Source organism: Maribacter sp. 2-571, from assembly GCF_050589625.1.
Classification (GTDB): domain Bacteria; phylum Bacteroidota; class Bacteroidia; order Flavobacteriales; family Flavobacteriaceae; genus Pelagihabitans.
Map to the genome: position 1 here is coordinate 241,797 of NZ_JBNGOP010000005.1, position 23,306 is coordinate 265,102.

Sequence of the window (23,306 nt, forward strand, 5' to 3'; positions counted from 1 at the left end):
TGCTGGAATGACCACGAACAACACCAATGTACAAGAAAAGGCCAGTCAGCAGTACTGGTCGGAACAGCTGAAGGGGCTTACGCATGTGCCGTTGCTATCATCAGCTTATACCAGCGACCCTACAAGCATCACGGTACCGTTGCCTGCCAAAGCACAAGACTTGGTGGAAGCGAAGTCGAACGGTACCGCGTTGAGTCAATGTTTCTTGCTTATGAGTGGATTGGCGGCATTGCAGTGGCATTATACCCGACATGAGGATAGCGTAGTCGCCATGGCTACAGACAATGATGCCGAGCGCACGGCTCCGTGGCGTTTCTTTAGGCAACAAGTTTCGGGCGATATGCCTTTTCGAAAAATAATAGGGCAGACATCCGGGCAATGGACCAAGGCAAAACCCTATTGCGTAGCTGACCCACACCGCTTTGCCAGCAGGTATATGGATTTGGGGCTGGGTGAGGGCCAGGCATTGATACATCTTGGCTTGTATGTAGGAGGCGAAGCGCTGCTGCCCAATGCAAGGGAAGGTTTTGACTTGATGTTTTGCTTAGTGGATGGTGCGGAGGGCGTTCGGCTAATATTGACTAGCCGAGTAGGCTATCTTGAATCCTTGCTACGGCGATTGGCAGGTCATTTCTTTTATTTATTGTGTCAGTTATTGGAGTCCGTTGACCAGTCTTTGAGTCAGTTGGATATCCTTTCGCAAACGGAAAAAGCAGCTTTGCTTGACAGGCATGACCGTGTAGGGTTGCAATATGACCGGGATGCGACGATTATAAGCCTCTTTCAGGCAGCAGCGGCGACATACGGTAGCCATGTAGCGCTTCATTTTGAAGGAACCGAAATGAGCTATGCCGAATTGGATGCACGATCGAACCAATTGGCTCATGCATTGCAGGCACATGAAGCGGTGGCATCCGGTGCGAAGATAGGGGTGCATATGACGCGGTCGGGCGATTTGGTGATCGCTATATTGGGGGTACTGAAGGCTGGGTGTGCCTATGTACCACTCGACCCGTCACTGCCTGTGGCCAGGCTGGCTTATATGGTGGGTGATGCCTGTCCTACTTGTATCATCGCTGACATTGTGGACGCTGCTAAAGAAAAATCTGTGAGTGACATACCGGTATTGCGATGGGATACATTGGGCTATGAGGTATTTCCAAGCGCTCCGATGCCTGAAAGCCCCCAACCCGATGACTTGGCATACATTATATATACTTCTGGCTCTACTGGACAGCCCAAGGGCGTGATGGTAGGGCACCGGCAGGTGGCACGGTTATTATTTTGCGAAAGCTTTGACTTTGATTTTGGTCCATCAGATACCTGGACGCTGTTTCATGGCACCCACTTTGACTTTTCGGTATGGGAACTGTGGGGCGCTTTGTTGCGTGGCGGCAAGCTGGTTGTGTTGCCACACGAAACGGCGAGTGATCCGGAAGCATTGCTCACGGTACTAATGGAGCAACGGGTAACAGTGCTCAACCAGGTGCCTACCATGTTTGCACAGTTGTGGGAAACACTGGCTGCCCGGCAAAACAGCCCTGACCTGGCATTGCGCTATGTGATATTTGGCGGCGAAGCTTTGCAGCCTGCCACGCTTGCAGGCTTCAAAAAGGCTTACCCTGCTACACGATTGGTGAATATGTATGGAATCACCGAAACCACCGTACATGTAACTTATAAAGAGATTGAAGCGAAGGAGATATCCGAAGGGCTTTCTAATATCGGGCGTGTGTTGCCTACGCTACGTATATGTTTGCTGGCCTCAGACGGTGCGTTGACACCTCAGGGTGCGGTAGGAGAGATCGCGGTGGGGGGTGCAGGGGTAGCACTGGGCTACCTGGACCGCCCTGAACTTACTGCCGAGCGATTTATAGAGGATCCTCATCAGCCAGGTAGCCGACTCTATTTGAGCGGTGACCTGGGGGTGATGAACGAACAAGGCGACCTGTTGTATGTAGGGCGCAAAGACCAACAGGTGAAAGTACGCGGCTATCGGATAGAGCCAGGGGAGATTGCCCATACTTTGATGGTACAAGCCGAGGTGACAGGCGCTGCGGTCACTGTTTGCGATGATACCGATGGGGATAAAATGCTGGTAGCTTATGTGACGGGCAAGGATTCACTACCAATAGCCCAGTTGCGCGAAGGGCTTTCCGATGCGTTGCCACAATACATGGTGCCCGCTCACATCGTACAAGTCGAAGCGCTGCCTTACACTACCAATGGCAAGTTGGATATGAACGCCTTGCCAGCGCCGACGGCTGCTTCGGTATTGGGTGGAGACCAGTATGTAGCCCCTCGCGATGAAGTAGAGCAAGCCCTTGTAGCGGCTTATGAAGAAGTACTGGGCATTAAACCAGTTGGAATCCACGATAACTTTTTTGACATAGGCGGGCACTCGCTGAAAGGCACACGCCTAATCACACGTATCTACCAACATTTTCAAAAGCAGCTGCCCTTACGTAAATTATTTCAAAACCCTACCGTAGCAGCCCTGGCCGAAGCACTAAAAGCCGTGCAGGTAGAGGAAGTAGGCCAGGATGAAATACCACCAGCAGGAGAGCACCCGCATTTTCCGTTGTCACCCGCACAACGGCGCATGTGGTTATTGGACAAGATCGAAGAAGACAGTATTGCATATAACTTATCGGGCGTATACACGCTCGACGGTAGCCTGAATACAGATGCATTTTATGATGCTTTTCGCTATTTGGTAGACCGGCACGAGATTTTGCGCACAGTGTTTGAAACAGTAGGAGGAAAGCCGGTGCAAAGGGTCATCCCTGCCAAGATGTTTGAGTTTGAGATACCCGTACGCGCCCTGGAGGGGCAGTCAGACGCTGAAAACCAAATAGCAGCACGTGCCCGCCAAGAAATGACCATACCGTTTGACTTGGAACAAGGTCCATTGTTCAGGGCTGCGCTCATACGCCATAGTAGCCAACAGTACCTGTTGTTTTTCAGCATTCACCACATCATAGCCGATGGTTGGAGTATGCAGTTGCTCATCAAATCGCTGCTTGAGGCTTACAATGCCTTTCTTAGTGACACAAGTCCTCAAGAAAGCCCCTTGTCCATACAATACAAGGACTACGCCAGCTGGGTACACAACCAGATGGCAGGCAAAGGCTTTGCCCAAAGCCAAAGTTATTGGCACCAGCAACTAAGTGGAGCACTACCGGTGTTGGCCTTGCCTACAGACCATGCGCGCCCGGTAGTCAAAAGCTATAAAGGGGCGACCTATCATTTACAATTGGGACCGTCGTTGAGCAAGGCACTGTACAATGTAGCACAACAACACGGTGTCAGCCTCTACATGGCTTTATTGTCCGTATCCTATGCGCTTTTTCATCGATATACCACACAAGAAGATATTATAGTGGGTAGCCCGGTAGCAGGAAGACAGCATACCGCGCTGGAAAATCAACTAGGCATGTTTGTCAATACACTTGTTTTAAGACAACACCTCAATGGGGCGCTATCGTTTGCTGAGCTGCTGGCTGCTGTCAAGGATACGGTGCTCGAAGCACTGGACCATCAGGCGTACCCTTTTGAGCAACTGGTAGATGAAATACCCCTGCCTAAAGAGCCAAGCCGTTCGCCCTTTTTTGATGTGATGGTTATCTTACAAAACACCCAACAAGGTGGTCAGCCAATCCCCGCTATGGATGGACTGGCTGTGTCGCACTACCCCGCCGAGGCAGTGGTGAGCAAGTTTGACCTTACCTGGAGCTTTGAAGAGGCAGATGCCGATGTGCAAGCACCGATACACCTGACCATTGAGTATGACACCGCCTTGTATCATAAAAGTACGATTGAGGGGATGGCAGCGCATTGGCAGCGAATGGCAGAAGCAATGACGGCTCACCCTGCTGTGCCAATTGGCCATACGGAATACCTCACAGGGGAAGAAAAAGATAAGTTACTGAGTCAACTTGCGGGCGATAGACAATCTACTGAAAGTCAAACCGCCTTGACAAACCTCATAGAGACACAAGCCGCAAAAACACCTGATGTAATCGCGCTGAGAGACAAGGAAATGCAATTGTCCTACGCACAGGCCAATCGGTTGGCTAACCAGTATGCAACGTACCTGCGGCAATCGCATGGTGCCAAGCCTGGTACCCGATTGGCACTGCTGGTACGGCGTGATGCCATGATGCCCGTATACTTGCTTGCGATATTGAAAACAGGTGCTGCTTATGTGCCGATTGACGCAGCGTACCCTGCCGAGCGGATCAAGTACATGCTGACCGATGCGGAACCCCTACTGTTGATTGCAGATCAGGAATTGCATCAAGCCAATAAGGAGGCCGTAGATGGTAATGTACCCACCTTGATGACAGACAGCCTGACTACCAACACTGCTAACTTACCACCAGCGAACCTTGAAGCAACGTATAGCCTGGGCGATGTAGCTTATTTCATTTATACATCAGGTTCTACAGGCAAGCCCAAGGGGGTGATGATTACGCACTGCAACGTAGCCGCTTTTATGGATTGGTGTGCCAACGAGTTTGGCAATACGCACTATGATACAATGTTGGCGGTCACGTCTTATTGCTTTGACCTTTCGGTTTTTGAAATGTTTTATCCACTCGTTTCAGGCAAACAAGTGCGTATACTCCCTTCGGCATTGGAGTTAGGCAAGGTGATGGGCGAGGAACAAAGGGCGTTTATTAACACGGTACCTTCTGTAGTGGAAAGCCTGCTCAATGTAAAGGCTGACTGGCAAGGAGTGTCCGCCCTGAACATGGCGGGTGAGTTGGTGCCCAATTATTTCAAAACAAGCCTGAACTATCACGATATGGAGGTGCGGAATCTTTATGGCCCCTCCGAAGACACTACGTATAGCAGTTGCTATCGCTTTACCGATGACGGTCACGATATCGTGCCAGCAGGCCGCCCGGTTGATAACACCCACTTTTACCTATTGGACGGAGCGGGCCAGTTGGTACCTGAAGGAATGGCCGGCGAACTTTGCATCACCGGTGCAGGGGTCGCCAATGGGTATTGGAAACGTGAGACACTTACCGCCGAAAGGTTTGTCAACCATCCACTTTGTCCAGAAAACAAGCTCTACAAGACTGGTGACCTGGCGCGTTGGTTGCCCGATGGAAACTTGCAAATTATTGGCAGAAAAGACACACAGGTGAAGCTAAGGGGATACCGCATAGAAATGGGTGAAGTAGAAAGTGCGCTTGAGTCGCTGGAAGGAGTGAGTCGTGCGGTAGCTTGTTTGAGACAAATAAAGGAGCGTGAACCTGAATTGGTAGCTTACTTGGTAGCTGACCAAGAGGCGGATGACTCTGGTGGCAGTGGGACTGTGCCGGAAGTTTCGTGGGCTGCGACACTGTTACAAACGTTGCCTGCCTATATGGTCCCTACAAGTTTTGCGTTGTTGCCATCCCTACCACTCAATGCCAACGGTAAGGTAGACCGCAAGGCATTGGAGGCGATGACCGACACGGTGCCGATGCTAGGCGAAGTGGCGGAATATGTGGCCCCGCGCGATGGTTTGGAAACTAAGTTAGCCGGATGTTTTGGACAAATACTTGGACGTGACAAGGTAGGCATCAACGACCACTTCTTTGCCATTGGAGGCAATTCACTCAAAGTAGTGGAACTGGTTACGCTCTTGGGCGATGAATATGGCGGGGCATTAAAAGTAATGGATTTGTTTAGCCAGGACACGGTGGCAGGCTTAGCAGTGCTTTTGCGCAGCCGCATAGGAGACGATCAGGCGCCGGAGCTTGTATATAATAACGATGAATTTGATGAATTTGACCTATAATGAAACACAGCCTGCTCAAGAGGCATGGCTATTTCCCGGTGGTGGCTGTCAGTATGTGGGCATGGGCAAGGCACTCTATGACAATTTTGCCATGGCCCGGGAAGCCTTTGAAGAGGCGGAAGACTTGCTAAAGCTCCATCTGGCCAAGACATGTTTTGAAGGCCCGCTGGATACCTTGAGTAGCATGGAATATGCGCAGCCTGCGATATTCGTAGTGAGCCTGGCCAGTTACCGGGTATATACGCAGGAGTTGGGCAAGGTGCCGGGTATACTGGCAGGACATAGCCTGGGAGAGTATACGGCACTGTGTGCAGCCGGGGTCTTTTCATTGACAGACGCATTGCAGCTTGTGGGGATACGTGGGGAGCTACTCAAAGCAGCAGGCATTGATGCAGATGGCACCATGATGGCTGTCAATAAACTGCCTGTGGCACAAGTAGAGGCGATGGTGAAAGTACGCCAGGCAGCAGGAGACCAGATATACATGGCTGTGTACAACGCCCCGTTTCAAGTCGTGGTGTCGGGGCAACGGCAGCATTTGGAAAACCTCGGGAGCCTTTTGGAGGCTGAAGGAGGGCATATTAATATGTTGCCCATCAATACTCCGTCGCACTGTCCATTGATGCAAACGGCAGCCGACCATATGAGGAACGCCCTGGAAGATTATACCCCAAGTGTCATGAAGGTGCCCGTGGTGGCGAACCTCACTGGCGAACCTTATCAAGGTGTTGAGTCGGTCATTGATACGTTAACAACGCATATGATAGCGCCGGTACGATGGGAGCAGTCGATGCGGTACATGCAGGCACAGGGGTACCAAACTTATACCGATGTAGGCCCTCGTCAGGTGTTGGAGAAAATGACCGAGCATATACTGACCGGCGCTACCGCATACAGTCTTGATAATAACGTGGACGTGGACATGCTATATGCTACAGCAGGCAAAACCCGCCCGAACTTGTATGCTCTCATGCGCGCATTTGAGGTGATGGCGATCAGCACCCCTGATTTTGGTGACGATACTGAAGGGTATGCTGAGCGTGTAGGGGTACCATTCGAGCGGTTACAAGCGAAGGCGCGGGCTGCTACTCCTGAAAGTACAGACGATCATATGGTGATGGATGCTTACCAGACATTGACTGAAGTATGGGACGGAAAAGCTGTGCCGACTGCCAACCGTACGGCGTTGATGGATCATTATTTAGTGAAGACGGGTACGCAAGGGCGGTTTGGGTTTTGATTTGAGTTGTTGGTTTTCTGTCTGTTTGGATCTGCTACGTAAGGCACGAGCACGTCCTGATGGCCATCAGAATCTAACTTGCGCCAGCCTGTGTATAATCAGCGCGTTGCAGCCTTGGTTCCATGGCAAAGCCTTAGGCGGAGCTTCTTAGCTGTCAGACTAATGAATTGCTAAAATGGCGCTTGTTGACAGATGAGTGGTATGCAAGTTGTAAACTGGCGATTCAGGTCAGTTTTTCAATCAAATATGGCTAATTCTGGCTTAAGTTTAACGCAGCGTAACTTAAGCCAGCGAAGGAATATGAAGGGTTTATTTAAAACGATTAATTGCCTAAATAATGATGAATATCAAGGACACTGACATAGCGATTATTGGGATGGCGGGGCGGTTTCCGCAAGCCGCTGATATTACGGCTTACCTGGAAAACCTCCGGGGAGGACGTAATAGCGTACGTGAAATTTCTATCGATCGTAAGCGGGACACTACACTGATGCCGCACTTAGACTATCAGGTGATTGGCTTTTTAGAGGATATTGACAAGTTTGACCATCTTTACTTTGGTATATCGATGGGGGAAGCGCGCTATATGGACCCGCACCAAAGGCTCTTGCTGGAAGTAGCACATGAGGCTATTGAGCATGCTGGCTATGCGCTAGAGGCACTTTCGGGTACCGATACTGCGGTGTTTGTAGGCAGTACCAAGCAGGTTTACGGCCAGTTGAGCGACGAGCTGCACCCGATGTTGATCACGGGTACCAGCAATCCTACTACTGCAGGGCGAGTATCCCGGTTTTTCAATTTTTGCGGTACTGCGGCGATGGTGGATACAGCTTGCTCTTCCTCCTTACTGGCCTTGCACCTGGCCTGCAACGAACTGCGCCAACAAGATGCCTCGCTGGCCTTGGCTTGTGGGGTCAACTTATCGCTTTTCCCTGCTACCAGAGGTGTGGTGAGCGAAGTAGATATCATGTCCCCCGATGGGCTGGCCAAAACCTTTGATGAATCTGCAAACGGCACTGCTGCAGGTGAGGCGGTAGGGGTGGTGTTGCTCAAACCATTGGCGAAAGCCCTGGAGGATGGCGACACAGTGTATGCGGTAGTCAAGGGTTCGGCAGCTAACCAAGATGCCCAGCGTTCGAGTAGCCTCACTGCGCCTAGTGCCGATGCGCAAGCCGAGGTTATCCAGAAAGCCTGGCGCAAAGCAGGGCTGGAAGGCCAATTGCCAGGATATATAGAGGCGCACGGCACCGGTACCAAACTAGGCGACCCCATAGAAGTAGAGGGCATCAGCCGGGCTTTTGGCACATTGACGGACAAGAAACAGTTTTGTGCCATATCGGCAGTCAAGACCAACATTGGGCATACAGATTCTGCCGCTGGCATTAGCGGATTGATCAAGGCAGTGCTATCACTCTATCATAAAGAGCTGTTCCCAAGCTTGCATTTGTCTTCACCCAACCCATTTATCGATTTTATCAATTCAGCGGTCTATGTCAATACGGTTTTGCAACATTGGGACGTGCCTGAGGGGCAAACCAGGTTGGCAGGTGTCAATTCATTTGGTATATCAGGCACTAATTGTCATGTAGTGCTGCAAGAAGCACCTGAAACCCAAAAAGCAGACGAAGATACACGGGCTTTGCCTGTTGGGCCAATACTACTCTCTGCCAATACAGAGGCACAACTTGTGCTCCAGGCAACACGCTTGGCCGATTGGCTGGAAGGCAACCCCCACACTGAGATGTCAGCAATTGCCGCTACGTTGTCGGCAGGCCGTACACACTATACTTCCCGTGGTGTATTGGTAGCACAACATATTCCGGAGTTGGTCGCCCAACTCCGGGATTTTGTGCCTGATAATCAAACCAAGACCGTTACCGGACGGTGGGTGGTATTTTCTGGGGACTGGCAGCCGGGCGATGCATTGATAAAACAGGCATTGCATTTCCCTGCTTTCCGAGTGGCTTGGGAGGCTTGCCAGGCAACAGGCAGCAAGCTGGAAGATGCCGTGCAACGAGGCTTTGCATTTCGCTACAGCTACTATAAGCTGCTCGACCAGCTTGGGTTGGGCAGCAAAAAAATCATGGGGACGGGTGTCGGAAAATTGGTTACAGCAGTACTACAAGGCAAAAAAGGGTTAAAAGAGGCATTGGATGACGCGAAGGGGTTTGCTTACACGCCTGATAAGGCGTTGCCTAAAAAGCTAAAAGCCTTTATCGATACCAAACTTGCTGCAGGCGAAGAAGTGGTAGAGGCAGGCGGCGCGGGTGAGATTTCCCATACCCTTCAGTTGCTCGATGCACAGCTTCCGGTACATGCATTAGACAATGATAGTTTTGCACCGATGATGGCATGGCTGGGTGCTTGCTATAAGCAAGGGGCGGTCATTCATTGGGAGGCATTGTATAGTTTCAAAAATTACCAACGCATAGGCTTGCCCGGTTATCCTTTTGAGCGTACCCACTGTTGGGTGAAAGGAGCGGACAGCCTGCAACGGAGTGGCCCTGAGGAGTGGTTTTACAAACCTGGCTGGTTAGAAGGTACTGCGATGCCGGAGGGCGAAATACCACAAAATATGGCCTGGCTGTTGTTGGGGGAGCATGATGAGGCTACCGATATGCTTCATGCACGGTTGCAGGATGCAGGCAATGAAGTAGTACGGGTGATGCATGGCACTGCTTTTGAAAAACCAACAAGCCATGGGGTGAGTTATCAATTGGATATGGCCAGTGAAACGCAAGTGCGTAAGCTCTACGGTGCCCTGCGGCAACAGGCAGTAGAGATCGGTGGCATTGCGATGGTAGAGATGGCTCCTGTGGATGGTACAGGTACCATGGAAAGCATTGAGCAGCAACAAAATCAACTGCTGTTGGCCCGTCAGGTATTGGCAAACGTATTTTACGACCGTTTTGCTACCCCGGGGTTTGTACTATGGCAATTATCTAGTCAGTCGGAGGCGGTGTTGGAAAATGAGCAAGCTTCCCCCTTTAAACATGCACAGGGTGTATGGTTAAGGGCTATGCAAAGTGATTTTCCTCAATTGCAGGTCACGGGTATAGATGTTCAAGAGGGTTGCCCAATCCATGAGGCGGTAGGTTACCTGGTCAATGAAGCTGCTGCTGATCCATTGCACCGTTTTGTAGCTTACAGGGCAGGACGGCGGTATGTGCCACGGCTCGATGCATTGCCCATGTCCAAAACGGAGGATCCATTGCCATTGGGTAAACCAGAAGGTACTTACCTGGTTACTGGTGGTGCCGGAGGTATTGGCCTGGCGGTATGTGAGCAATTGGCGCGTGATGGAGCAGGCAAACTGGTCATTTTAGGACGGTCTGCATTGCCTGAGCAGGCATCATGGCGGGGGCTTGCCGATCAAAACCAAAAGTTTGCCCGGTTGGTAGCGTTGTGCGATCAGGTCAGTGAGGTGTCGTATCATGCTGTAGACATGGGCAATTCGGAAGGGTTGCAAGCTGTATTGAAAGACTTAGATGGCGTAAATGGCGTGATCCACGCCGCTGGAGTACTTGGCCAACAACGCCCGGCTAACAAATGTACCGGTCAAGGGTTTAAAAACACACTCGCTCCCAAAGTAACGGGCAGTGTTGTTTTAGGGCAATGGGCGAAGAAGCAACCTATGGATTTTTTCATCCTGTTCTCATCGCTCAATGCGATCGTGCCGCAAGCCAATACGGCAGATTACGCAATGGCCAATGCATTTGAAGATGCTTATGCCGCTACCTTGCGTACCGAAGGGCTACCTGCTATGGCGATCAACTGGGGTGTCTGGGGCGAAACAGGCATGGGCAAAAGGGTAGCGGTGGAATCTTACGAAAACAGGATGGCACCATTGCGCGCATGGAAAACCGAAGAGGGCATTCAGGCTTTGTGTATGGCCGGTCATAACCAGGGGGCGCAGGTACTGATTGGCGATATAAGCCTGGAACAGTTTGCGCAAAACCCATTTTTTGCTGTAAACGAGGGAGCAGCAGGGTTTGCCCATAAACATGCTCACGGAAAGCAATCACCCAATTATCATATTGACTCAGCTGCTAGTGCACAGGAAAAAGCATTGCTTAAGATATGGTACGACTTGTTGAAATCGCCCAGTATTGGCCTGAGAGATAACTTCTTTAACCTGGGTGGGCACTCACTGTTGGCAGGCAGGCTGATCAACAGGGTGAAGAAAAAGTGGAAAGTGGCCTTGGCCTTCAAAGATGTTTTGGAAAACCCCACCGTAGGCCAAATGGCGACTTTGATAGACAAGAAGGCACAGACAGGAGATACTGAAAGCAAGGTTGTACAAATACCATTGGTACCAGAAGCTGCCAGTTATCCACTTTCACATGCGCAAAACCGATTGTGGGTATTGAGTCAGTTCGATGAGGCTTCGGGCGTTGCCTATCATATCCCGTGGGCCTATGTGTTACATGGCGAATTGGACAAGGCAGCATTCGAAAAGGCGATAAGGTACGTAGCTGCACGACATGATGCTCTGCGTACTTCCATTGTGCTGTTAGAGGGGGAACCAAGACAGGTGATTGCAAGCATAGATGACTTTACTCCCAACCTATCATGGGACCAACTGGAAGGTGCCGATAGCGGTAGCCAGGAAGTGTTGGCGTTGACCAGGCAAGAAGCAACGACAATATTCGACTTGCAATCAGGGCCGCTCTGGCGTTGCCGTATGACAACGTTGGGGCCACAGCGTTGCCTGATGACCCTAACCTTACACCACATTATTAGTGATGGCTGGTCACTCAACATCATGGCACGTGAGCTAACGCAGGCTTATAACGATTTTAAAGCTGGCAATACCCCCAAAACACCATCCCTACGTTTGCAATACAAAGACGTAGCAGCCTGGCAAAACCTACAATTGGACGGTGCTAGCGTGAAAAACCACCAGCAGTATTGGCTCAAACAACTCTCCGGGCCAGTGGCACCACTCAATCTCCCCACTGATAAGCCTCGCCCGGCGGTGAAGTCTTATGAAGGTAGCAAAGTGACCTTTGATTGGGGCGGTGTGGTGAGTGACCAGCTCAAATCTCTCAGCCAGCAAGGACAGGCCAGCTTGTTTATGGCACTGCATGCGCTTGTCAAATTGTTGCTATATAAATATAGCAACCAGCAAGACCTCATCGTGGGTACGCCAGTGGCAGGCAGAGAGCACCCTGAACTTGAATCGCAATTAGGCTTATACCTTAATACACTGGCGTTGCGCAGCCAGTTAGCACCAGAACGATCTTTTAACGAATGGATGTCGCAGGTGAAATCCGAAACACTGGAAGCGCTTACACACCAATCGTACCCGTTTGACAAGTTGGTAGACGATTTGCGCCTGAAGCGTGATACAAGCCGGTCGCCATTGTTTGATGTGATGATGCAAGTGCTCAATACCGAGGCAGCTGGCGACACGGCCAGTTTGCAGATGGACGGTTTGACTGCCGAACCTGTGGAAGACCAGCATGAAGCGAGCCAGTTTGACCTATCATTTATCTTCAACGATACACCCAGAGGCCTATTGCTGGTCATTGAATACAATACAGCCTTGTTTCGCCCGGAGCGTGTAACGAGGATGGCGCATCACCTGGAAGCCCTTGCGTTGGCAGTTACCGCGAATCCTGAAAAGCCTTTGAAATCGATTTCGATGTTGTCTGAGCAGGAGGCGGCAATCATTAAAACGTTTAGCACAGGTGTACCAGTTGAGTCTACTATTACACATAGTTTGGTTGATAGGCTGACCAGTCAGGTTGCCAAAGACCCAGACCAAGTTGCACTGGTTGATGGGGTATCAAGCCTCACTTTGAGTGAGTTTGATGCACAAAGCACCCGTATTGCCCAACATATTCTGGCGATGGGATTACCAGCCCCATTGCGGATTGCCCTGGTGTGTGGGCGTTCGCGGTGGCTGCCATTAGGCGTGTGGGGTATTTTGAAAGCGGGTGCGGCTTATGTGCCCGTGAGTGCAGACTATCCCGACGCACGAAAACAACAAATGCTATCGGATGCAGGCATTGGCTTGATCTTAACCGATGGCCCGCGCTCCATGGAGGGTTTTGGTTTGCCAGTAGCCCATATAGAGGATTGGGTATCCACAGCTGCCCCTGATATAGAGGCGATGCCTCAAACTACCGCTGAGACGGTGGCTTATGCCCTCTATACGAGTGGTACTACCGGCCTGCCTAAGTCAAGCCTCACATGCCATGGTTCTGTATTGAACTTGGCAAACTGGCTTGATGGGTTGTTCTACAAGAATTTTCAAGGTACGCCACGGGCACTGCTCACAGCGGCCTATACTTTTGATGCTTCGGTGCAGCAGTTGTTTGCGCCATTGTTGTATGGTGGTACGCTGGTAATGATCGATGAGGCAACACGGCGTGACCCGGTAGCCTACACTGAGGCACTTTGTGACTTTGGTACTGATATCATCGACATTACGCCTGCTTATCTACGTCTGGTGCTTGACCATTGCCTTGAAGCAGGCCTACGGCCTCCGGTAAAGATGGTGCTGGTAGGGGGGGAGGCATTGACTGATGGCCTGATAGCAGATTTTCGCAAAGTAATGCCCAAAGACAGCCGTTTAGTCAACGTATATGGCGTGACCGAAGCTACTGTCAATAGTACCTTTGAAGAAGTGGGCGATCGCCGTGCCCATTCCCACAGTATAGGTAAGCCACTGCCGGGTACCGAAGTGTGGCTACTGGATACCAACGGCTTGCCAGTACCGATTGGCGTACCGGGCGAGCTATGTGTGGCGGGGCGTGGGGTGGCGCTGGGCTATCTGAACCGCCCGCAACTACAGCAGCAACGATTTACCTCCCATCCTGCCCTGACCAAAGGCCTGGTATACCACACTGGCGATATGGGGTATTGGCTGGAAACGGGTGAGCTGGTATTCATCGGGCGTAGTGACCATCAGGTAAAGCTACGGGGCTACCGTATAGAGCTGGACGAGGTGGCTACGGCACTTGGTACTTTACCGGAAGTGCGCGAAGCAACCGTAACCACATGGGGCGAGGGTGAAGCTATGCAATTGGTGGCATGGGTTGCTGGTAACAAAGCCTTGGAAAGTGCTGCTTTGCAAGCCAAACTGCGCGAAAAACTCCCTGCTTACATGGTGCCTGAGCGCTGGCGTTTGCTTGATGTATTGCCCAAAAACCAATCAGGAAAAATAGACCGTGCTGCATTGCAAAATACACCACTCACTAATGAGGATGAGAAGCAACCGGATAGGCCACCAGCAACCCAGGAAGAAAAGGCACTGGTAGAAGCATGCGAAGCAGTACTTGGAACAAGTGGCCTGGGCGTGGAATCTGATTTCTTTGAGTTGGGAGGCAACTCGCTCAAAGCCATTAGGCTGGTGAACAAACTCAGGGGCATATACATGCTGCATATCAACGATGTGTTTGCTTACCCAAAACTATCTGATATGTCACAACGTCTACGGGCAGTCGCGCAAGACCGGGTAGCCACGCTGGGCATGTTGTTGGAAAAAGAAAGTCTAGATGCCCAGCCTGAGATCACCGAAGAAGAGATGGCGCGTTTTGAAGATTACTTTGAAACAGCCATTCAGACATACGATAGCCAGTATCAGGAGGAGCTATCAGGGGTTGATCTGCAAGCAACAGCAGCCTATCAACATATCTTACTCACGGGTGCTACAGGATATTTAGGAGCCTATTTGCTCAGAGGGCTGTTGAATAATCACACCACCAAAGTGTCAGTGTTGGTGCGTGGTGAAAGCCCGGCGAAGGCCTTTGGGCGGCTAAAGGATAAAATGACTTACTACTTTGGCAATGATTGGGTCAATAGTCAACTAGATAGCGTACAAGTATTGGCAGGTGATGTAGCCTCCGAAAAACTAGGCCTTGATGAAGCAACCTACGTGCAGTTGGCTAGTGCTGTAGATTGTATTATCAATTCGGCGGCCAACGTACGGCATTATGGCACACACGCCGATTTTGAATCGGTCAATGTAGATGGACCCCGCAGGCTTTTGGCGTTTTGCAGAGAAGGCAGGCAAAAAAGTATGCACCATATTTCTACCATGAGTGTAGCTGGTGGCAAGGTGCCCGGCAAGCCTTACATGTTGTATACCGAGTATGACCGCGACGTAGGGCAAGAGGCAGGCAATTTTTATGTACGTTCCAAACTTGCCGCTGAAAAGATGTTGGCCAATGAACCAGAAGTGACCTTTTATCGGGTAGGATCGGTGATGTTTGATTCCAGTACGGGCCGGTTTCAGGAAAATATGGCAGACAATGCCTTCTATCATTCTTTGAGACACTTTATAGATATGGGGCATGTTCCGGCTATCGGCCTGATGATGGAATTTTCTTATGTAGACAAGGTAGCAGAGGCTGTATTGCGATTGTTTGATAAGCAATCGTTGCATGGTATGACCCACCATCTTTACAACCCTGAAACACCCGACACCGCGCAGTTTGTAACATTCTTGTCAAATTGCGGATATGAGATAACACTCAATAGTCTGCCCGATTTTCTTCGCTTTCTGTTGGACCACCACGAAAAATATCAAGAGGTGATCGATGGGTTGTTGTTTAGGTATCAGGAGTTTATCCAGGCAGATCAGCCCTTTACCTATTTCAGGTTAGCATCAGGCCGTACGCTTACTTTATTGAAACAACTTGGCTTTGACTGGCCCCCACTAGCACAACAACATATTGATATGATGGTAAAACATTGCCAGGACCGAGGGTATTTTCCGGTAAGCTTACCATACCAGCGTGAATATTGAGCCTGTTTGAGCCTAAGTTCAAAGCGTCATCATTCTGCAAAAAATCACTAAATAACTTAGTCTGATAGCAATTAAGTAAACTTTGTACCCCCATATTAACAGTGAATTGCCTGCTACCAAAAAGGCCCGAGGTTACAACTTATTGACGGGCAGAGAACCCTTCTAAAGACAGACGCTACCGGGCCATCTCTTTTTCAATCGACTGTCTTTTGACTTTAGATATTATGGATGAATTTTTTACGTAATGTATTAAGCCACTAGCGTTGCGTCATAAGTCAAACATTTTCAATTGGTTATAATCACGTTCTTTGAAATTTTGTAGATTGGTTTTGTCAAATAGCTGGTTTATAAGCTCTTTGTCAAATATGTTGACGCTCAAAACCTGTAGGATTTCGTAGATCGAGCGTTCGATCTCCAGCTCCTTTTTTAGGATCATGATGGTCACGTATACCGAGATGGCTAGCCAGATCTGGGTCTTTACGGCGTTTACGCTCGTTCCCCAAAAGTATTTGATCTTCAGGTGCTGTTTTATCCACTTGTAGAAGGTCTCGACGAACCATCGATGCCTTTAGAGCATGGCCACTTCCATGGCCCCCAGCTCAAAGTTGTTGGTCAAAAAGACCAGTGTCCTTTCCGTTTCGCGGTCATAGTACTTTAAACAGGGAAGCCTTCATTTTTAGGGAAGGCTACAAATCGATGGACAGAGGCCGTTCACGGTATATCAACAGAAAAAGAAAAAAGCGTAATGATGCCAATGAAAAACAGAGTTTTCAACAAAACAAGGGAGTTGTCAGTCTCCCCCGGACCCCCTCTTTTCAACATCATTATCACATTTATTTTTGAAAAAAAACTGTCCTAGAGATGGGGGTAATTATAATCCACCTGATCTCTTCCCAAGATTAGGTATTGGCCATAACAAGAGCATCGGGACTATTTGACTTCCTCTCATTCTCAAAAAGTATGTTACCTATAACTTATCTTTGATAGCATAGAATAGTTAGGAAGGATAAGTGAAAAAGTTGATCCTACATTTATTTCACTTTCTACTTTAAGTTCCGCATCAATTTTGGCAGCAAAGTCTTTACACATTAATAGGCCTATTCCCGTTCCGTCTTTCATAGGACTACTTTGATACTGATAGGTTTTTTCAGTAAAAATTTTCAGCTTAGCGTCAGAATCCATTCCCTTCCCATAATCTGTAATCGAAATGATAATGTTTGAATCTTCTAAAAAACAAGCAACTTTGATTATACCCTCAGGGTAACTGAATTTTATTGCATTAAATAATAAATTCCTGATAATTAAACTTGTAATCTCCTTGTCGATATAAATATCGTTTTTGATCAAGCATGAGATTCTAAAACTGATATTCTTTTGACGTGCAAAAGATCTTACCGCAGATAAATTTTCTGCTATTAAATCGATAATATTTAATAGAGACAGTTTGCTTTCTATGTTATTTTTTTTTTCCAATGCCCAATGCAGGAGACAGTTTAGCAAATGATTAATTGAATTTATATCATGTTCAATATCCGTCAAATATGTCGAGTTGAGTTTCGATTTTTTTTTAGACCCATCTGTTGATATCATCATAGACAAGGCATTCAATGGACTTTTAAGATCGTGGGCGATAACATATAAAAATTCGTCTTTTGTCGAATTACTTAGTAGCAACATTTGTTTTTCTTTCTCAAGAATATTCAGATTGTTTTGTGAGACTTGAAGTTTGTAAAAAATCCTTTTTAATTTTATTAAAATTACGATTAAGGATAGACTAATAATAAAAACAAGAACCGAGGGGATTAAGAAGAGGTTATTTTTAAAACTATAAGTTGTCTCAGATTTTTGGGTCTTATTTGGTATATAATAAGGATTGATTTTATTACCCATCGTAAGTGGTTTCGAACTTATGAATAGAGATGGGTTGTCAAGGATTGAAAAAAAATAAAAGAGTGATATAATAATTATTTTGTAGGAGAGCTGCATATGAGGGAATAGATATTTTTAATAGGCGGCAGTAAGCTTGTTTTACGCGAATATGTTTCTATTTTTGATTGCGAATATGGTCAAACTATTTTGCCCTGAAATTTTCATTTTACGACAAATTGAATACCTAACATTTTCCACAGTTTTAGGGCTTTTGAAAAGAAGACCGGCAATCTCCTTAGTGGTTTTTTGTTCTGAAATTAATTTTAAAATCTTAGCCTCTTTATTAGTGAGTTTTGAAAGAATGGCTCCTTTTCGATGATTGGAGATGCCAAAATTTTCTATCCTGTGGAAGACGCTTTTACAAGCTTTACTTATGTATTGTTTTCCATTTTGAATATGCTGCAGGCAAACCATGGTCTCTCTCCAAAGCCCCTCCTTTAATAAAAGGCCATCAATTTTTAATGCCACGGCCTTGTTATAATCACTTTCTGAAAGGTAATTACAGTAAATCACAAATTTTGTTGGATAGTTTAGTTTTCTAAATTTCCTTATCACATCGAGACCACTTAAGTTTGGCATTTCGAGGTCGGTAATTACAATATCTGGCTTGAGTGTCTTTATTTTATTTACGGAATCAAGTCCATCTTTTGCTTCGCCGATTACTTGATAGTCCGCTGACGAATCGAATATTGATTTTAGCCCAGATCTTATGATGACGTGATCGTCAATTAAAAAAAGCGTTGGAACTTTATCTGTTTTTGATTTTTTCTTAGTTAACATAAAATTTTGTTTGATTTCAAACCCTATTTTAAATACGCGATTTATTTAAATATTTTTCAGTAGATTAGAATCTTTTAATTGAATTGCATAAGAATCAAATTGGAATGTACTTTCGACCGTTCGCCGTTATGTCGCTTGTTTTTTAAAGGAAATAAACGCTTCATGATATCTCCACTGTGGTTATTAGACATGTTTTTAAATTTAGAGCATAGTATACCTTGCAAGGTTAATAACCTCAAAAAACACTTTTGGTTTAAGCTTATATTATTGAAGTGGGCGAAAACATCCAATATTATAATAGCAAATTGCGATACAGGTTATTTCTTATAAAATAAGTAAAGTATTTGATGTATTGAAATAAGAAAATGCTCTGTAATAACGAAATTTCTCATACCTTATTTACGAACAAATTGACGATAATAGATGTTATTATTTTTACTAATTATGATGCTTTATTGTCATTTCATAATTTGAAAGAGATGGGTTTATTTAGGGAAATTTGGACAATACCATTAAAAAAAATAATTTATTTTTAAAAACATGACAATTTTTTTTTGCAACGGTTTCAGGTTGTTCCAAGATGAATAATGGTCACCCTCTAAAAATTCAGGAACAACTGAGAAATTGGATTTGACCTCCTCCTGTTAATGTAGCCTTCCCTAAAAACGAAGGCTACAAAAGGGTAAGCTGGCTAATTCGGTTCGATTTGTGCCACCTGTTTCGGAGTCATTGTGCCAGTCGTTTCGGTTCGAACCTTGCCAATAATCTAGGTTCGACTTGTGCCGGTTGATTTTGGGACACGGATAAAACGGTTGGTTTTGTGCCACTTTGAGAGATCGAGTAACCTTATCGCCTAAAAAGCGATATGGCCAACACACTTGATCCAATGGACCTGAAACAGATCATCACCTTGCATTTGGACGGTTACAGCAACCGTAAAATAGGGATTGCCCTTAGTATCTCCCGCAACACGGTAAATACCTACATGCGCCTTTTCAAGGGGAGCGGTTATACCTTTAAAGAGCTTTTGTGCTTCGACAATAAGCGCCTAGAGGTACTTTTCACTTTTTAGGGAAGGCTACAAGGTTTGGGAGTAGTGTATTCCTCGGCCGGTTCTCGTCCTTGGACGGGGGAATGGAACTGTTGCGGCTGTTCTTGGGATTTTCATACTTGGACAGCCGTTCGCGTAATGATGCGTTTTCCCTGCTCAATAGAAGGTTGTCACTTTCGAGCACTTCTATACGATGCTCAAGCTGTTGCAAACCAACTAATAGTTCCGATATGGCCTTGGAATTGTCGATAAACACAAGATCCGACAATACTAGATAAGATCCAAATTATTCGGTACTTTTATTTGAACTGATTAGTTACCTAATTTTAACTATTATTGGAACATCTCTCAAAGTGGCACCATTTGACCGAAATGGGTGGCACCATCACTCCGATATAGCCAGGTAAGCCTTCAAAATGGGTAAGTCTTCAATTAGTATTCTATTGTTTTTTCCCCAAATAAGCGTTCACCTACTATTCCTAGTTCCTTACATTTATCAATAAGTTTATTTGATTCTATAATAGGCTTAGATTCATCTGTATACTTAATTGAACTAATAAACTCTAACCAAGGCTCAAGTCCCATTGCATATACAAATACGTTTTTAGGTTTAAATATTTCTATTAAGCTATTTCCTTGATTAAAATCAGAACCTGCTAATCTACGTGACTGATCTTGTTCTCTTGGCAAGGGTTCTGACAATAATGGGCCATATAACCATGATAAGGGTGCTCCGTCACACTCCATCCCTAAGAAAAGAACATCAATGTCGCCAACTATACGTTGTATTCTTTCATAAAGCTTAGGCTCTATGTTTCGAGAGTCTGCAACAAATATGACTCTAAATTTGTTATGAAGGGATACATGAAAACATAGTTTGCTTCTGACATCCAAATCCGAATGCTCTCCTAAAAAAGGTAAACCGGTAATTACACATTTTTCTAAATTAATGGTTTGCATATCGTCAAGCTCAATGATATTATTAAAACCAATATTTTCAAACAACAATCTTAAAGATGGATCTTGTAAATTTCCTTTCCCACTGCTAGGGACTACTATAGTCTTGATTGAATGACGTAATTGTAATAATGTTTCTAACAAAACATGGTCTTGATGATTATGCGTAATCAAAACATAATCTATCTCCTCTGGAAGATCACTTATTGTATATCTATTAACATCTGAATCATAGCCGTCATAACTAATTACTGGATCTACTAGAATTGAAATTTCCTTTGTTTCAACTAAAACGCAAGCATGCCCAAAATATCGTGTCCGAATACCATCTCCCAAATAAGGCTGATATTTTTTTGGGGGCTCTTCCGTAAAGAAAGTGCTAAAAAGTTCTTCCTGATGGGGTTTAATATCTAGTATTTTTTTTATTTCTTTATAATCTCCCGCTTGACGTTTCATTTTAAATAAATCATCAATTACACTTTTCCTAAAAGGAATATCCAAATGGATCAAATTATCATCGTCTAATCTAGGCGTACTAAGGCAAAAAGATCTGGAAGTGTCTGACTCTACCAATTGAAGAGAAATAGATTGTGCAGTTTCATCATAAAACTCACTCCTAAATAATAAAGATTCAAAAAATCTATAATTTGGTTGATTGTTTAAATCATAATATAATTCTACCAAGCCTTTTAATATATTAGGTACTTTTTGATATAAAGAATCCAATGAAAAACCTTTAGCCTCTTTTTTAAGTAAAGTATTTAAATCACTAATTGCATCGTATAAAGCTAACATGTTTGCTCTCTTACTTAACGTATTATCATATAATTCTTTAATTTCTTCAACTCTACCTCCAGCATAATCGATGAAAGGTCCTCCTAACATTTTTGGGTTCTTTACCGCAGCTGCATGAATTTTTGGGTTTTTAATATAAGACTCCATAATCTTCAAATGTCTTTCTTTAATATTCATTGCTGATGTAGCCGGTGATACAATATGCGACCAAGCGTACCATCTATCTGCCAAAGCTTCTAAGGCTACATTTAATTTTAAATACATTTTATCCATAATAGTTAAACTAAATTGTTATTTTAATTTTTTTATCGACTTTACTCAATAGACTTTAAGTTCTTCAAATTGCCACATAGACTCCTCAGTAGACAACCTCATTATTCCTTTGGCTCTATCTGTAATTTTGTGGGTAGTAATTAAGAGTGGAATTATGTGCATAACATTGTAATAAAGGCCACGAACTTCGAACAAAAGTCCTCGTTGAAAACATGACGCCCTTATCGTCTTAAGAAACTGTGAGTAGGGACGCTTCGAAAACTTATCAAGAACAAATTCAACCCCAATCATCATTCCACGGGCTCGAACATCACCGATGAAAGGAGGCTGATCCTTTAGTTTCTCCAATTTTTCAAAAAGGTAACTGCTAATATCAGAAATATGCTTTATAATATTGTACTTTTCTATAAAACTAAAAGCACCTCTGGCGACTACAATACTTACTTGATTTCCCCTAAATGTATCGATATGGGCTCCAGATGTCCACGCCTCAATATCTTTTCTATATATTAACCCTGATAATGGAAATCCGATACCACCAAACTCTTCTGAAAAAGTAATAATGTTTGGAATTGCCTCGGTATTCATAAATTCTAAGAAAGAAGCAGCTCTTAAAAAATCACTTTGAGTCTCATCGAAAATCACTACAATTTTTTTAGGGTATACTTCCTTTGGTAACATATTTCGACCTTCTCCTTGTAATGGTTCAATAATTATAGCGGCCGGGGTTTTTATTCCTGAATGTAAATTTTCCTGAAGCCGTTCAAAGTGTTTCACACAATCAATATCAAATGAATTAGCCTCTTTATCAAAAGGACAACGATAACAATAACCATAAGGAACAAAATGTACATCAGGAATCAATAAGGTTATTCTACCCATAAATGCAGTGTCAGAGCTCACGGCATGAGCCCCCGACGTCATACCATAATAACCACCTGAAAAGGCTAAAACTCCACTCCTGCCAATTTTAATTTTTGCTAATTTTATGACTGTTTCAACAGCATCGGAGCCAGTTGGTCCTCCAAAAACAATTTTATATTGAGACTGTATTTCATTTGGCAAGTGTGCCAAAATTTCTACTATTAAGTTCACCTTATTATCGGTAGGGAAACCTAGGGCATGTATTAATTCTTTATGTTGAGATGAAACGTACTCAAACACATGTTGTTCATTACAATGACCTACATTGAGCACGTCACAACCACTAAAAGAGTCTATAAAATGATTACCGTCAACATCTTTTATAATACTCCCTTTTGGGCGTTTTATTGAAATGGGCATATTTTTTAGGTAAGAAAAAATGCGGCCTTCTATTTTCTGCTGAAAAGAAAGCAAAATTATTGATTTACACCCTAGAACTTGAGGGGTACTGATGTTTGCTTGTTCCGATAAATGAAATTTACTTAAGTTCATATCTCATTTTTTAATAACAATGCCAAAAAAGAATGTTCTGTATTGAACATCTTAAATTTCTAAAATTGTGATTAAAAATATATGGCAATTACACTCTTTGAGTGTAATTAATCGTTTATAATAATATAAGGTTAGCAAAACAATACATATGGGTGATAACCCTCTTTATGTTGGTATTTAAAGACATCTAAAAAAAGCGATGGTAAAACTTTCCGGTTTAACGGGAGGAAGTCACTAGGGCGTGTTAACACTAATTGCATCGAAAATCAGGGCGATATAGATAAAGGCCGTGAACATGACGTCGAGTTTG

The 23,306-nt window shown here is 45.5% G+C and carries 9 protein-coding genes; 4 read left to right on the forward strand and 5 right to left on the reverse strand.

Annotated elements, in window-relative coordinates:
* Positions 1-7 precede the first annotated feature (7 nt).
* The 3 genes from ACRD7P_RS05960 to ACRD7P_RS05970 all read left to right on the forward strand — a co-directional run bounded on the left by ACRD7P_RS05960 (position 8) and on the right by ACRD7P_RS05970 (position 15,795).
* Positions 8-5,797 (forward strand): amino acid adenylation domain-containing protein, encoded by a 5,790-nt coding sequence (locus ACRD7P_RS05960; RefSeq protein WP_430906604.1) that lies wholly within the window; start codon positions 8-10, stop codon positions 5,795-5,797.
* Positions 5,781-7,037 (forward strand): ACP S-malonyltransferase, encoded by a 1,257-nt coding sequence (locus ACRD7P_RS05965; protein WP_430906605.1) that lies wholly within the window; start codon positions 5,781-5,783, stop codon positions 7,035-7,037. The genes ACRD7P_RS05960 and ACRD7P_RS05965 overlap by 17 nt, the downstream gene beginning before the upstream one ends.
* A gap of 337 nt (positions 7,038-7,374) precedes the next feature.
* Entirely contained in the window at positions 7,375-15,795 is an 8,421-nt protein-coding gene (locus tag ACRD7P_RS05970) for an amino acid adenylation domain-containing protein (RefSeq protein WP_430906606.1), read from the forward strand.
* 963 nt (positions 15,796-16,758) lie between these two features.
* Here the strand turns inward: ACRD7P_RS05970 and ACRD7P_RS05975 are convergent.
* Both ACRD7P_RS05975 and ACRD7P_RS05980 read right to left on the reverse strand, forming a co-directional pair.
* Complete coding sequence (locus ACRD7P_RS05975) at positions 16,759-17,685, reverse strand: sensor histidine kinase (protein WP_430906607.1); 927 nt, start codon at positions 17,683-17,685, stop codon at positions 16,759-16,761.
* A 138-nt stretch (positions 17,686-17,823) separates the two neighbouring features.
* Positions 17,824-18,504 (reverse strand): response regulator, encoded by a 681-nt coding sequence (locus ACRD7P_RS05980; RefSeq protein WP_430906608.1) that lies wholly within the window; start codon positions 18,502-18,504, stop codon positions 17,824-17,826.
* A gap of 865 nt (positions 18,505-19,369) precedes the next feature.
* Between ACRD7P_RS05980 and ACRD7P_RS05985 the strand changes: the two genes are divergently transcribed.
* Complete coding sequence (locus tag ACRD7P_RS05985) at positions 19,370-19,576, forward strand: LuxR C-terminal-related transcriptional regulator (protein WP_430906610.1); 207 nt, start codon at positions 19,370-19,372, stop codon at positions 19,574-19,576.
* Here the strand turns inward: ACRD7P_RS05985 and ACRD7P_RS05990 are convergent.
* From ACRD7P_RS05990 to ACRD7P_RS06000, 3 genes are all read right to left on the reverse strand, one after another.
* Positions 19,566-19,823 carry a hypothetical protein gene (locus ACRD7P_RS05990; protein ID WP_430906616.1) on the reverse strand — a complete coding sequence of 86 codons (258 nt, stop codon included), beginning with the start codon at positions 19,821-19,823 and terminating at the stop codon, positions 19,566-19,568. The genes ACRD7P_RS05985 and ACRD7P_RS05990 overlap by 11 nt on opposite strands.
* Positions 19,824-19,987: 164 nt before the next feature.
* A complete protein-coding gene (locus tag ACRD7P_RS05995; protein ID WP_430906611.1) occupies positions 19,988-21,580 on the reverse strand; it encodes an MBL fold metallo-hydrolase in 1,593 nt (530 codons plus the stop codon).
* Positions 21,581-21,625: 45 nt separating this feature from the next.
* Positions 21,626-22,996 (reverse strand): aspartate aminotransferase family protein, encoded by a 1,371-nt coding sequence (locus ACRD7P_RS06000; RefSeq protein ID WP_430906612.1) that lies wholly within the window; start codon positions 22,994-22,996, stop codon positions 21,626-21,628.
* Positions 22,997-23,306 lie beyond the last annotated feature (310 nt).